The following is a 13992-nucleotide window of genomic DNA, read 5'->3' as shown; positions in this document are numbered from 1 at the left end:
CGCTTATATGTTTTTTTTGAAACTATTATCATGCTCTATTACTACCTTAATAATATCTCACTCTAAATTAAATGGAAGATAAATGCCCAAAGTAAATGCAACTAAGTTATCTGTATCACCTATCATTATGTGTGGCGGTAGTGGGACTCGCTTATGGCCTCTTTCACGTGCGCAATTTCCTAAACAATTTTTAGCACTGATTAATGAAAACAGTATGTTGCAAGAGACTTTGACGCGATTACCAATGCAGCACCAAGCACCGGTCTTTATTTGCAATGAAGATCATCGCTTTCTAGTGGCAGAGCAAGTTAAACAAGTGAATTGTTCTGGGGCGAGTATTTTGCTTGAGCCACAAGGAAGGAATACAGCACCTGCCGTTGCTATTGCGGCTTTAAATGCGTTGGCAAAAGGTGATGATGCGCTATTGCTTGTTTTAGCTGCAGATCATGTAATTAACGATATAAAAAAATTTCATCAAGCCATTGATATTGCGTGTATTACGGCTGTTCAAGGAGCATTGGTTACTTTTGGTATTGTGCCTACACATGCTGAAACAGGGTATGGCTATATTAAGCAAGGCATCAAAAAAGGTGCTGGTATTTATCAAGTAGCTCGATTTGTTGAAAAACCAACTATTGATAAAGCACAAAGTTATGTAGAGTCTGGTGATTATTTATGGAATAGCGGCATGTTTTTATTTAAAGCAAGTCGCTATTTAGAAGAGTTAGCAAAGTGTAGACCGGATATTTTAACAGCATGCCAAGAAGCAATGGCTAATGTTGCAATAGATTTAGACTTTATTCGTCCCGATCGTGATGCTTTTTTACAATGTGCCAATGTGTCAATTGATTATGCGGTTATGGAAAAAACTGACGATGCTGTGGTTGTGCCTTTAGACGCAGGTTGGAGTGATATTGGCTCATATTCTGCGCTTTGGGAAGTAGGTCAGCAAGATTCACAACATAATGTCCTAAAAGGAGATGTCATTGCTCACGACACTCACAATAGTTATTTACATAGCCAAAATAAACTTATTGCTACGTTAGGTGTAGATAATTTAGTTGTTATTGATACGCCTGACGCTGTTCTGGTTGCGGATAAAAATAAAGTACAAAATGTCGACGTTATAGTAAATGAACTCAAAGCACTACAACGACCGGAAACACAGTTGCACCGAGCAGTATATCGACCATGGGGGAAGTATGACTTGGTTGATCAAGGTGAACGCTTTCAAGTAAAGCGTATTACGGTAAACTCTGGCGCTAAATTATCTCTACAAGTTCATCAGCATAGGGCTGAGCACTGGATTATTGTCTCAGGCATAGCTAAAGTGACACTTAATGATGAAATTATTATTTTAAAAGAAAACCAATCTACTTATATTCCTATTGGCGCTGTTCATGCGCTAGAAAATCCAGGATTACTTCCTTTAGAAATGATAGAGGTACAATCGGGAAGCTATTTAGGAGAAGACGATATTGTTCGTTTTGAAGACAAATATGGGCGCATAAAATAGTGACCAACCTTACGTGTTTTAAAGCTTATGATATTCGTGGCAAAATTGGCGAAGAATTAAATACAGAAATTTCCTATCGTATTGGACGTGCTTTTGCTCAATTTACTAGAGCAAATAAAGTGGTTATAGGTGCTGATATACGTTTAACGAGTGAGTCATTGAAGTTGGCACTTGCTAACGGTTTGATGGACGGAGGTAGTGACGTTATTGATTTAGGTTTGTGTGGCACTGAACATATTTACTTTGCGACGAGTTACCTCGGGGCCGAAGGGGGCATTGCTGTTACTGCCAGCCATAATCCGATTGACTACAATGGTATGAAGCTAGTACGAGAAAGCTCTAAGGCTATCAGTGGTGATACTGGCCTTTTTGATATTAAGGCGTTGGCTGAGCAAAATGAGTTTACTAACGTTGCGCGAAAAGGAAGGTATGCAACTTATGACATCAGTCAGTCCTATACTGAGCATTTGTTAACTTATATTAATGTTAAAAATCTTTCTTTATTACATTCAAAATCAGTTAAGCCGTTAAAATTAGTGGTTAATGCCGGAAATGGCACGGCAGGCCCAACAATAGATGCACTTGAGCTTGCTCTCAAACAATTAAACGTTCCTATTGAATTCATTAAAGTGAACCATCAGCCCGATGGTCACTTTCCTAACGGCATTCCAAACCCTTTACTCGTAGAAAATAGATCAGTTACTCAAAAAGCGGTAATAGAGCACAGTGCTGATATGGGCATTGCTTGGGATGGTGATTTTGATCGTTGTTTTTTCTTTGACGAGCAAGGGCATTTTATTGAAGGGTATTACATTGTTGGTTTATTAGCGGAATATTTTTTAGCTAAAAATAATAATCGTCAGGTAACTTCGTCACCACAAAAAATCATTCATGACCCTCGTTTAACATGGAATACCATTGATATAGTTGCACAAGCTGGTGGTCAAGCGATTCAAAATAAAACAGGACATGCATTTATAAAAGAGCGTATGCGTAGTGAAGATGCTATTTATGGGGGAGAGATGAGTGCTCACCATTACTTTAAAGATTTTTTTTATTGTGATAGCGGTATGATTCCTTGGTTATTAATTGCTGAATTAATGTGCTTACGCCAAGAACCATTATCAAATTTAGTTCAAGCACGTATTAAAGCTTACCCAACTTCAGGTGAAATTAATAGCCGCGTTGCTGATGCTCAAAAAGCGATTACTCGTGTATTTAATTTTTATCAAAGTGATGCTCAGTTGATAGATAATACAGATGGTATTAGTATGGAGTTTAGTTATTGGCGTTTTAACTTACGTAGCAGTAATACTGAGCCAGTCGTTAGGCTAAATGTTGAATCGAAGGGTAATATAGAATTAATGAAAGAAAAAGTTAAGGAAGTATTAGTTTTACTGCGTAAATAGTTAAAAAAACGCTGAAAAAATAGTGCTAGCAAAGTACACTGAATACTATATTAAAAAATTTTAAATAATTAAGGATTTACAAATGAAAATAGGGATTATCGTTGGCACCCGCCCCGAAATCATCAAAATGGCACCTGTTATTCGTGAATGTCAGAAGCGTGACATTCCTTATTTTATAATCCATTCGAATCAGCATTACTCAGAAGAAATGGATAGTATCTTTTTTAAAGAATTACATTTACCAGCCCCTCATTATAATTTAGGTGTTGGTTCCGGGTTACATAGTAATCAAACGGGTAATATTTTAATTAAAATGGAGCCTATTCTTATTCTGGAGAAGCCGGATGTAGTACTTGTTCAAGGGGATACCAATACTGTGCTAGCGGGTGCATTAGCTGCTTCTAAACTTGGTATTAAAGTTGGGCATATCGAGGCTGGCCTTCGTAGTTATGATAAAGCTATGCCAGAAGAAACTAATCGCATTATGACGGATCATATTAGTGATTTTTTATTTGCAGTAGGGCCAAATCAACATGCTATATTAGCAAAAGAAGGCATCGATTCTGATAAAATTTTCACTGTTGGTAATACGGTTTCAGACTCTTTATTCCAACATTTAGATATTTCTGCGAGCTCTAGTACTATTTTGGATGATTTATCTGTTAAGTCAGGTAACTTTTTTCTAGTGACCGCGCATAGAGCATCTAATGTTGATGTAATGGCTAATTTATTAGAACTATTAGCCTTGTTTGATAAATTACATGCAAAATATAGTCAAACAATTGTTTGGCCTATACATCCTAGAACTCAAGCAAAATTAAAAGAATTTGGTATTGAAGTACCTGGCTATTTGAAATTAATCCCACCTATTGGTTATTTAGATTTTATTCAACTACAAAAACATGCTCAGTTAATTTTGACTGATTCTGGTGGTATTCAAGAAGAGGCCTGTTTATTAGGGGTGCCGTGTATTACTTTACGTGAGAATACTGAACGTCCAGAGTCTATAGAGGTTGGTGCTAATGTACTTGTTGGTAGGGATGCTGATAAAGCCTTAGCTGCTGCAGATAAATGGTTATCACAGTCAAATGGTGACTTTAGTTGGACAAACCCATTCGGTGATGGTCATGTCGCTGAATTGATTTTAGATATTATCACTAATGTTGAATCAAATGAATTCGATGAAATTATTGATGCAAAAAATGAAACTATAGCGGTAATTGGTATGGGCTATATGGGGTTACCTATCGCAAGCTTGTTGGCACAAGCGGGTTATAGTGTTACGGGAGTAGATTTAAATCGTGATAAAGTTGATGCTATTAATCGAGCTGAATGCCCATTTGATGAAGCCGGCTTACCTGAATTAATTAAGCAAGTTGTTAGTCAGAAATTTTTAACAGCTAGTACAGAAATACCTTCAAGTGAAACCTATCTAGTTGCTGTGCCTACTCCACATCAAAATAATAGTTGTGATCGCTCTTATGTTTTTAGTGCAGTTGATGCTATTGCTAAAGTAGCTAAAAATGGTCAAACGGTTATTGTAGAGTCAACTATTTCACCACAAACAAGCTTAATGGTTGAAGAACGCTTTAAAGATGTAGGTTTATCTATTGATGTTATTCATTGTCCTGAGAGAGCAATACCAGGGCAAACCTTGCATGAACTGGTTCACAATGACCGCATAATTGGTGCGAGTAATGAAGTAGCACAATTAAAAGTAAAAACCATCTACCAAAGTTTTGTTAAGGGAGAGGTATTCTTAACCGATTTGACTACAGCAGAGTGTATTAAATTAGTTGAAAACACTTCTCGTGATGTGGGAATTGCCTTTGCGAATGAGCTATCTGAAATTGCTAAAGAGCTAAAAGTCGATGTTTATGAAGTTATTCGCTTAGCAAACAGACATCCACGTGTGAATGTTTTAACACCAGGCCCAGGTGTTGGTGGTCATTGTATTCCAATTGACCCATGGTTTTTGGTAGAAAATACTAAGTCAGGTGAATTGGTTCGTTTAGCAAGAGCAATTAATGATAAACGACCTAGTATAGTTGCACAGCAAGCCTTAGATTTATTAGGCGCAGATGTTAAAAATAAAAAAGTTGGTATTCTAGGTGTTGCCTATAAAGCAAACGTTGATGATTGTCGAGAATCTCCAGCTGAAACTGTTTTAGAATACTTTAATTTAGCTGGTGTTGAGGTTAGTTATCATGATCCTTATGTTGAAAGTTGGGATTGCCCACGAATAAAAACAATTGATGAAATGGATGAGTGGGCTGATGTAATTATTTTAGTTACAGATCACGAGTGTTATACTAATTTATCACTAAATACTACTATGTTAAATACTAGAGCCTAATTGCAAGAAGACCACTACTCAGTGGTCTTTTTATTTTAAGGGAAGTTAAATGAAATTTTTAAAATCAATGGTTTGTGCAAGTATTGTTATTGCACTATCAGCGTGTGGCGATAATGAAACGGCACAAACGTATATCAGTAAAGCAGAAAGTTTAATTGCAGAAAAACAAAACAATACAGCGATTATTTCATTAAAGAATGCCATTAAAATTGATGCAAAAAATGCTAAAGCACGATTCTTGTTGGGGCAACTTTATTTAAATGATGGCGACGCTGAAAATGCAGCTAAAGAATTAAATCGTGCTAACCAGCTAAAATTTACTATAGATAAAGTGCTTCCTTTACTAGCTCGTGCTTATATGTTGATGGAATATGATGAAGATATTTTATCATTAACCGAACAAGAAAAACTGCTTTCGGCTCCTAGTGCACAATACCTTGCATATAAAACTATGGCAGCTTTACGTACAAATGATAAAGCGCTAGCACAAGCAACAGTTGAGGCCGCATTAGCGTTTTCAGAAAGTGATAGTTACAGTATGTTAGCAAGTGCATATTTAGCATTTTCTGAGCAAGATATTCCTCATGCCAGTACATTAGTTCAGCGTATTCTTACAGCAACACCTAATAATGTGGATGCTTTGATGTTACAAGGGCAAATAGCGATAGCAGACCAAAACTTTGCTTTAGCGGTAGATAGTTTTAAGCAGTATTTTCAACTGCAGCCTAGTTCAGGAAAAGTGCAATTATTTATTGCTGATGCGTTATTGAAAAATGGTCAGCTTAAAGAAGCGGAAGAGATTGCTGATGCAATATTGGCTACCGTACCGACACAGCCGTTTTTACAGTACATTAAAGCAGTGACACGCTTTGAAAATAAAGATTATAAAACGGCAAGCGAGTATGCTAATCAGTCTTTAAGCTCAGGCTTTAATACTTTTAGATTGAAGTTGGTCGCAGGTGCTAGTGCGTTCTATTTGCAAAACTATGAACAAAGTAATTTTCACTTAAAAGATATTGTGGAGTATCTTCCTATCGATAATCCAGCTAGAAGAATGCTTGCCGTAAGCCAACTACAGCTGGGCTTTATTGATGATATTAGTGAAACATTAACAGGTTATGATCCTTCATCGAAAGACAATGCTCAATTTTTATCAACATTAAGTTATGAATTATTAGAAGTAGGTGCTGTTGATGAAGCACAAAAACTAGCGGAACAAGCTGCTAGTGCTAATGACATGACTGCAGAGCAAACAGCAAGATCGGGTATATTGAAATTAATGATGAACGATCCATCAGGTGTTGAGACATTAGAATTAGCTTTACAGCAAAGTCCAGAATTAGTATCAGCAGAGCTTGCCTTAGCGTTTGCATCCATTAAGTTAGGAGATTTGCCAAGAGCGAGTAAAATAGCTGATAAGTGGCTAAAAGAATACCCAGATAAGGCGAGTGGCTATAATCTACAAGCAAACATCTTTTTTAAGAAAAATGAATTAGAGCAGGGTAAAGCGGCATTAGCGAAAAGTTTAGAAGTGGAACCGAATAATGTCTTCGCACTGACACAAATGGTACAGCTTGCTAGCCATCAAAAAGATATAAAACAAGCAACATTGTTGACTGAGCAAGCACTAAAAGCCCATCCAAATAATATTGAAATACTACGCCAATATTTAGCATTTCATCAGGGTGAGGAAGGCTTAAATGTTATTACACAAGTGCAAGAGCGTAATACTGATGATATTCAATATGGCATACTTTTATCAGAAGCATTAATGCGAGTCGAAAAATTCAAGCAGGCTAGCGCTATTTTAGACGGCTACGAGCTAACGACTAAAACGCCTAAGCGTTATTGGCAGTTATTACTTGCTTCGAATGCGAGACAAGCTGAAGGCAAAGATGTTTTCTTAATATTAGAAAAGTGGCGTAAAACGAATACTTATCATATTGAGCCTGTCTTGTTACTGTCTGATTACTGGATTAAAAAAAGATCGCCTGATAGAGCGCTAAGTGTATTACAAGACGCCTTTAAAAAGCATCCTCAAAATTTAATTCTTCACCTGGTTAAAATGCAGGTCTTGTTAGATAACAAGCGTGTGGATGAGGCTAAATCATTCCTTGAAAGCTTGGAGCAATTTGATCTTAATAAAGATTTACGTGCAGGTATCGAAGGACGAATCCTCTTACTTGAGAAAAAATTCGCCGTAGCAATACCTAAACTACAACAGTTTTACCAAATAAAGCCTAGTGGTAATAACGCTAATCATCTTGCCTTTGCGTTTGAAGGAAATAATCAGAAACCAGAAGCAATAGCGTTGCTTGAGCAGCATGTCGCGAAGGAAGCTTTAGACAATAAAGTTAATCCTAATGTGAGTTTACATTTAGCGAATATGTATTTAGCTGAAAATCAAGATAAAGCGATTAGTGAGTATGAGCGTCTTATTACCGTTTCACCCAATAATGTGGTGGTATTAAACAACTTGTCATGGCTTTATATGGACAAAGGAGAGTTTACTCAAGCATTAAAATACGCAGAGCAAGCTTATGGTATTACGAGCGAAATACCGAATGTGGTTGATACTTATGCTCAAGTTTTATTAAAGTCAGGTAATAAGGCCGAGGCGTTAACGAAAGCAAAAGAAGCTTATGAATTAGCGAAAGGTAAGGATATTGATATAGCATTGAACCTTGCCGAAGCATTATTAGCGAATAATGATAATGAAGAAGCTAAGCTTATTTTAGCGGAAGTTACAGCGATAACACCTGCACAAAAAGAGAAAAAACAGAAGCTATCAAAATAATAAATAACTTACTGATAACTTCAACTAAATAAAGGAGCATTATATTGCTCCTTTATTTTTATACGCTTATTTGGTTAGTATGAATGTTTATTAAGCTAAGCTAATGCTGTTTAATTGCCCGCTAATATCATGCTCTATCGATTGATATAAATGTTGGAAGCCAGGCGATAAATTTTCAAGAAAGATATCCGGGCTAATATAATAGGGTGCTCTTAATCCGTGGTATTCAATAGGGTCGCCTAACTGTTGAAACTTTATGCCAACAAACTTCATGCTTCGAGCAAGCCTTGGCTCCATCATGACATAAACATGTTTCACACCGGTATCAATCGCCATGGTTGCTGCTGCCATGTATAAACCAATAGCGATAAATGGGAAGCAACGTAACTCTACTTCAGAGTATGTAGTTTCTTGAATAGCACCGGTAGCCGAGCCCTTAAATTGATCCGTTTTACGACGCCTAAAATCAGATTTTACTGCTAATCGTGAAATTTCAGCAATTTCAGAGCGATTAAAGTTTTTGGGGTGCAGTTCTTCGTTTGTAATGGAGTCGAGGCAGAATTTTTCTATTGGCAAAAGCTGATCCGATTGCTGAATATTAACAATACGAACGCAGCTGGTATATGTATTTGAAGGCTTGTGCTTGATTAAAGAAAAAATTGATTGATCGTCGAACTCATCTTTTTCTAGTCCACCTTCTTTTATATCTTCAAAAGCTAATTCTTCACAGTAAACATTGTGACGTATTTTAAAAGCTTCTTCTTTTAATTCATTGTTAATGGCAACTTGGGGTTCTAAAAACTGAGTGAAATGCTCAGCAATATTATAAGCATCACGACTAACCTTGATTGAGGCTATTTTTTTGGTGATATCACCAATAATAGGTGTATTTAGTAGGCGTTTATTCCAGTTCATTTAATTTCCAAGTTTTCATGTTAATACAAATGTTAACATTAATGTTTTCATGAGCCATTTTGAATTCCATATCATACTAAAACACCATTTTGTATAGAGGCACTTGAATCATTATACTTTAACCAATATAAACAAATATTTAGTGAATGTTAACTAAATAAATATTAATTTATTATTATAGCCTATATAAACCTTACTATAGAGCAAAATAATACCATAGCAAATGAACACCATATGCTAATGTTTTAGGCTATCAGTAGAGTATAGACTAATATAATAAAATGGTGCTTATCACTTGGCTAATAATTTAATAATAATTGTACGTTCATTTATCTACTCTAGATGAAGTACAACTGCCAATAAAGGGAATGATTAAAATTAGCTTATGATTAATTATGGTTGTTAAATAAAAAATTGCGTAGAGTAGTGTGATGAAATTAATTCAGATAGAGCTCGTTATGTTTAAAATGTTTTTTATAGTATTGCTGATAGTTGCTTTTACACCATTAAAGGAAGCACAAGCAGAATTTGTGGATGTAGTTGCCAAGGTCAAACCCTCAGTCGTTGGTATTGGTATTCATACACCGACGAGTCGACCACAAAATATTTTACGTGGAACAGGATTTGTTATTGGTGATGGACATTATGTGGTAACCAATGCTCATGTTTTACCAACTGAATTAGATGAAAGTTTATTGCAAAAAATGGCAGTTTTCATTGGCTCAGGTAAAAAAGCGAAAGTTAGGCAAGCTGAAATTGTTGTTACTTCTGAGTTATATGATTTAGCCATTTTAAAACTATCAGGATCGGCTTTACCAGCATTGACTTAGCTGATGAAAAATTTCGTGGAGACGGTACTTATGTAGCGTTTACAGGCTTTCCTATTGGCACTGTTCTCGGTTTATATCCAGTGACTCATCGAGGCATAATCGCTAGTACTACACCGACAGTTGTGCCAGCACAAGCAGCAGAACAAATTAATTTAAAAATGCTTAAACGTATGCGAAACCCTTATTTGGCGTATCAACTTGATGCAACGGCTTACCCTGGTAATAGTGGTAGCGCTATGTACGACATGAAAACTGGTGAAGTCTTGGGTGTTATCAATAAGGTGTTTGTACAAGCAACAAAAGAAGCTGTTATTAGTAATCCTAGTGGTATTACTTATGCCATTCCTGTTAAGTACTTACATCAAATATTAAGAGAAAATAATATTAAATTATAAGAAAAATAGTGAATTATTATTCATTGCTTGCTACTTCTGTTGATACGTTTTCTATGGTTTTATATAAAGCAGATAAAGGTACTAGTTCAATATTTTCTTGTGCTAGTGTTGGAATTAAACGCTTTAGTGTTTGAATTGTTTCGGGGTGCGGGTGTGCTATAGCAATAGCTGTTTTTTGTGACTTAGCAAAACGCACTAAAGATTGAAATTGCTGAGTAATATAACTGTCGGTTAAATGATTATCGAGAAAAACATGTCTGTTTCGTATAGGCACTCCAATTAACTTTGCGATATCTCCTGCTTTTGAATCTGGACTTGTCTTACTGTCTAAAAAAAGTAAGTGATGTTGTTTTAAAAAGTTCATCGTCCAAGTCATGGGTTTATTTAATTGTGTTAAATGACTACCCATATGATTGTTGATACCAATAGCAAAAGGTATATCAGCTAAAGAATTGCCTAAACTTGCTAAGATTTCTTCTTCATTCATGGTGCTAGTGAGCCCACCAGGACCTAATTTTTTACCATTTTCAGCTTCCATTGGGATATGCAGCATTACATCATTATTCTTTTCGTTGGCTATAATCGCTATTTTTTTACCGTAAGGGGTATGAGGTAAAATAGAGAAAGTAATAGCGCCAGGTAATGATAAAACATCTTTGTCGGTATAACGATAACCAATGTCATCGATAACAATCGCCACGCGTATAGCTTGGGCTTGTATAGATGTGCTGTGTAATACACTGATAATAAATAGAATAATAAGGAGTGCGAATTTCGAAACAGCTGAAATCATTTAATAAGTTTTTATAATAGTAGGGGTTTTAAAAGAGTAACATTTGACTGTGTTTTTTAGTAGTAACTTTTATGGTTCTTTGTAATATATAAGTTGAAGTATGGTTTAGCGGCACCATAATTTAGGATTAACCGCCTTGCCCTGATGACGAATTTCAAAATAGAGCCCTGGGCGATCTTGCCCACCACTTTGCCCTACAAGTGCTATAGGCTCACCGGTTTCTACTCGGTCTCCAACTGATTTTAACAATGTTTGATTATGGGCGTATAGGCTCATATAGCCATTACCGTGATCTATAACCGTTAATAAACCATAACCTTTTAACCAATCAGAAAAGATTACCGTGCCGTTATATATCGCTTGTACTTGGCTACCAATAGAAGCGCCGAGTAAAACACCTTTCCATTTTAAATAACCTTGTTTTTTACTACCAAAACTACGTAATAATCGGCCTTTAACCGGCCATGACAATTTATGTTTAAGTTTACTTAATCCGTTTAAATCAATTTCGGCACGAATAATTTCTGTGAGTTTTTGTAGGGCGGCGGCCAAGTTAGCTTCATCAGTTTTTAATTTGGCCAATTGTTGTTTACTTGATAGTAGTTCTTTGCTTAAAGATTCCAGCGTTTTACTACGATTGCTTTTATTATCATTTAATATAGCACGTTGTTTTTGCTGGTTCATTTTGAGTGTTTTTAAATTTTCTACTTGTGCTTGGTGTTGTGAAGTAACCTGTACTAACTGCTCGATGGTCGTTTGAAACTTTTCAATTTCATTAATCCGAGCTTTATTCATATATTGATAATAAGTAATAGTACGTTGGATTTTTTCACTTTGTTGTTGGTTTAATAATAGCTTTAAATAATCATGTTGGCCTGTGGTATAAGCCGAGCGAAGCTGTTTGGCGAGTAATTTTTCTTGTGTTATTTTTTGTGAGGTTAGTTGTTGTTTTTCTTCACTTAATGACGTTATTTTCTCTTGAGTACTTTTTAATGATTGCTCAGTATCATTTATTGCTTTGGCTACTTTAGCAATTGCTAGATCGTCATTTTTTAATTGTCTCTCTAAAGTCGCTCTTGCTTTGTTGGTGTTAAAAATATTTGATTCTTGTTTGGCAATTTCTTGCTGAACATTGTTGAGTCGAGCGCTGTTGCGCTGTTTTGCTTTTTCATTGTCACTTTCGTCATTAGCTGCACAATGAACAGATATTAATAAGCAACTTATCAATATTAAGTTGCTTATTATCTTTGGGAAGTATGTAGTGATTATGTGCATCAATAAGTTATTATCTTCTGTAGGTTGGGCTTTAGCCCGACATGTTAAATGAAAATGGCAGAAATAATCTTATTCTGCATTATCAACTTAATTGACGGCTGAAATTAGCCTACAGTTTGCCCCATTAATCTAATTGCATCAATACCGAACCTGTCATTTCTTCAGGTTGCTCCATCGCCATTAAGTGTAATAGGGTTGGTGAAATATCACTTAATGCACCAGTGTTTGCCGGTGTCGCTTTTCTGCCAACATAAATAAGCGGTACAGGCTCACACGTATGTGCGGTGTGAGCTTGGCCAGATTCTTCATCTAACATTTGTTCTGCATTACCATGGTCAGCTGTAATTAAACATTCACCGCCAGTACTTTTTAATGCAGTAACCACACGGCCTATACAGGTATCAACAGCTTCACAAGCCTTAACTGCAGCATCAAAATCACCTGTGTGACCAACCATGTCACCATTAGGGTAGTTACAAACAATAAAGTCATATTCACCGCCTTCAATTGCTGCGACTAATTTATCTGTCAGTAAAGTTGAATTCATTTCAGGTTGTAAATCGTAGGTGGCAACATCAGGAGAAGGCACTAATATGCGTTTTTCACCGTCGAATTCTTTTTCTTGACCACCACTAAAAAAGAAGGTGACATGGGCATATTTTTCAGTTTCAGAAATACGTAGTTGAGTTTTGTTGTGTTTAGCAAGCCACTCCCCCATCACGTTATTTAATGGTGTCGGGCCAAAAGCACAACTGGCTTTAATATCAGCCGAATATTGCGTTAACATAACAAAATCACTAATAGCAGGCACTTTTTTACGGGCAAAACCATCAAAATCGCTTTCTGTAAAGCAGCGACTAAATTGACGTGCGCGATCAGCTCTGAAATTCATAAAGATTAATGCGTCGCCATCATTAATTTCAACGGCTTCACCTTGTTCGTTTACGATAGCGCTGGCACTAACAAATTCATCATTCTCATCACGTTGGTATGCAGCTTCTAGTGCCGACAATGCATCTGGATATTGATACTTACCAATACCTGAAACCATAACATCGTATGCAGCCTCTACACGGTCCCAGCGCTGATCTCTGTCCATTGCATAGTAACGACCAATAACAGATGCTATTCGTCCTTCGCCAGCCGAATCAGCATAAAGCTGCTCAAATTTTTGTTGCGCTTTTTCTAGCGAACTTTTTGCACTGCGTGGTGGTGTATCTCGACCATCTAAGAATGCATGTAAATAAACCTTTGTTGCACCGCGCTCTTTGGCCAGTTCCATCATGGCAAAAATATGATCTTCATGGCTATGAACACCACCAGGGGATAATAAACCAAATATATGTACAGCTTTATCTTGCGTAACTGCTTTATCAACCGCTTGGCACAATGCTGGTGTTTGTGAAAATTCACCGTCTGCTATTGATTTTGTAATGCGAGTAAAATCTTGATATACAATGCGTCCAGCGCCTAAATTTACATGACCAACTTCAGAGTTACCCATTTGGCCATCAGGCAGCCCAACAGCCATGCCCGAGGTTTGTATGAGCATGTTTGGATAATCAACTTTCAGTTTATCTAATATGGGAGTATTAGCTGCTTGTATAGCATTTGAGTCACTGTTTTCACGATATCCCCAACCATCTAAAATAATTAACACAGTTGTTTTTTTTGTCGATGCTTCTCTATTAGACATAATTACTGGC

At 36.5% G+C, this 13992-nt stretch carries 10 protein-coding genes; 6 read left to right on the top strand and 4 right to left on the bottom strand.

Annotation, left to right across the window (positions count from 1 at the left end):
- The first annotated feature begins 82 nt into the window (after nucleotides 1-82).
- The 4 genes from KO509_RS09265 (at nucleotide 83) to prsT (ending at nucleotide 8078) form a co-directional block, all read left to right on the top strand.
- Nucleotides 83-1516, top strand: a complete 1434-nt coding sequence (locus KO509_RS09265) for a mannose-1-phosphate guanylyltransferase/mannose-6-phosphate isomerase (RefSeq protein WP_252727474.1) — start codon at nucleotides 83-85, stop codon at nucleotides 1514-1516.
- Nucleotides 1513-2925 (top strand): phosphomannomutase CpsG, encoded by a 1413-nt coding sequence (locus tag KO509_RS09260; RefSeq protein WP_303495422.1) that lies wholly within the window; start codon nucleotides 1513-1515, stop codon nucleotides 2923-2925. The genes KO509_RS09265 and KO509_RS09260 overlap by 4 nt, the downstream gene beginning before the upstream one ends.
- Before the next feature lie 82 nt (nucleotides 2926-3007).
- On the top strand, nucleotides 3008-5281 hold the full coding sequence (wecB, locus tag KO509_RS09255) for a UDP-N-acetylglucosamine 2-epimerase (non-hydrolyzing) (RefSeq protein ID WP_215972995.1): 2274 nt from the start codon (nucleotides 3008-3010) through the stop codon (nucleotides 5279-5281).
- A gap of 49 nt (nucleotides 5282-5330) precedes the next feature.
- Nucleotides 5331-8078 (top strand): XrtA/PEP-CTERM system TPR-repeat protein PrsT, encoded by a 2748-nt coding sequence (gene prsT, locus KO509_RS09250; RefSeq protein ID WP_215972994.1) that lies wholly within the window; start codon nucleotides 5331-5333, stop codon nucleotides 8076-8078.
- Between the two features lie 90 nt (nucleotides 8079-8168).
- On the opposite strand, the gene KO509_RS09245 is transcribed toward prsT, so the two are convergent.
- On the bottom strand, nucleotides 8169-8993 hold the full coding sequence (locus tag KO509_RS09245; RefSeq protein WP_215972993.1) for a PEP-CTERM/exosortase system-associated acyltransferase: 825 nt from the start codon (nucleotides 8991-8993) through the stop codon (nucleotides 8169-8171).
- A gap of 458 nt (nucleotides 8994-9451) precedes the next feature.
- Here KO509_RS09245 and KO509_RS18035 point away from each other — a divergent pair, with 458 nt between their 5' ends.
- Both KO509_RS18035 and KO509_RS18030 read left to right on the top strand, forming a co-directional pair.
- The gene (locus KO509_RS18035) at nucleotides 9452-9823 is read left to right on the top strand and encodes a serine protease (RefSeq protein ID WP_252727473.1); all 372 of its coding nucleotides are present in this window, start codon (nucleotides 9452-9454) and stop codon (nucleotides 9821-9823) included.
- 80 nt (nucleotides 9824-9903) lie between these two features.
- A complete protein-coding gene (locus KO509_RS18030) occupies nucleotides 9904-10218 on the top strand; it encodes a S1C family serine protease (protein WP_252727472.1) in 315 nt (104 codons plus the stop codon).
- 16 nt (nucleotides 10219-10234) lie between these two features.
- Here the strand turns inward: KO509_RS18030 and KO509_RS09235 are convergent, their stop codons facing one another.
- From KO509_RS09235 to gpmM, 3 genes are all read right to left on the bottom strand, one after another.
- On the bottom strand, nucleotides 10235-10918 hold the full coding sequence (locus tag KO509_RS09235) for a divergent polysaccharide deacetylase family protein (protein ID WP_303495406.1): 684 nt from the start codon (nucleotides 10916-10918) through the stop codon (nucleotides 10235-10237).
- A gap of 198 nt (nucleotides 10919-11116) precedes the next feature.
- Entirely contained in the window at nucleotides 11117-12238 is a 1122-nt protein-coding gene (locus KO509_RS09230) for a peptidoglycan DD-metalloendopeptidase family protein (protein ID WP_252727471.1), read from the bottom strand.
- Between the two features lie 172 nt (nucleotides 12239-12410).
- On the bottom strand, nucleotides 12411-13982 hold the full coding sequence (gene gpmM, locus KO509_RS09225) for a 2,3-bisphosphoglycerate-independent phosphoglycerate mutase (RefSeq protein WP_215972990.1): 1572 nt from the start codon (nucleotides 13980-13982) through the stop codon (nucleotides 12411-12413).
- Nucleotides 13983-13992: the final 10 nt, after the last annotated feature.

This window comes from Colwellia sp. C2M11, assembly GCF_018860915.1.
GTDB lineage: Bacteria > Pseudomonadota > Gammaproteobacteria > Enterobacterales > Alteromonadaceae > Colwellia.
Note: the sequence above shows the minus strand (reverse complement) of the source record. Positions and strands in the feature narration are given on the sequence as shown.

What these genes read in the sequence shown, in the direction of transcription:
- KO509_RS18035 (WP_252727473.1), top strand. Translation starts at nt 9,452, where the DNA reads ATGTTTAAAATGTTTTTTATAGTATTGCTGATAGTTGCTTTTACACCA.
- KO509_RS09245 (WP_215972993.1), bottom strand. Translation starts at nt 8,993, where the DNA reads ATGAACTGGAATAAACGCCTACTAAATACACCTATTATTGGTGATATC.
- KO509_RS09265 (WP_252727474.1), top strand. Translation starts at nt 83, where the DNA reads ATGCCCAAAGTAAATGCAACTAAGTTATCTGTATCACCTATCATTATG.
- prsT (WP_215972994.1), top strand. Translation starts at nt 5,331, where the DNA reads ATGAAATTTTTAAAATCAATGGTTTGTGCAAGTATTGTTATTGCACTA.
- gpmM (WP_215972990.1), bottom strand. Translation starts at nt 13,982, where the DNA reads ATGTCTAATAGAGAAGCATCGACAAAAAAAACAACTGTGTTAATTATT.
- wecB (WP_215972995.1), top strand. Translation starts at nt 3,008, where the DNA reads ATGAAAATAGGGATTATCGTTGGCACCCGCCCCGAAATCATCAAAATG.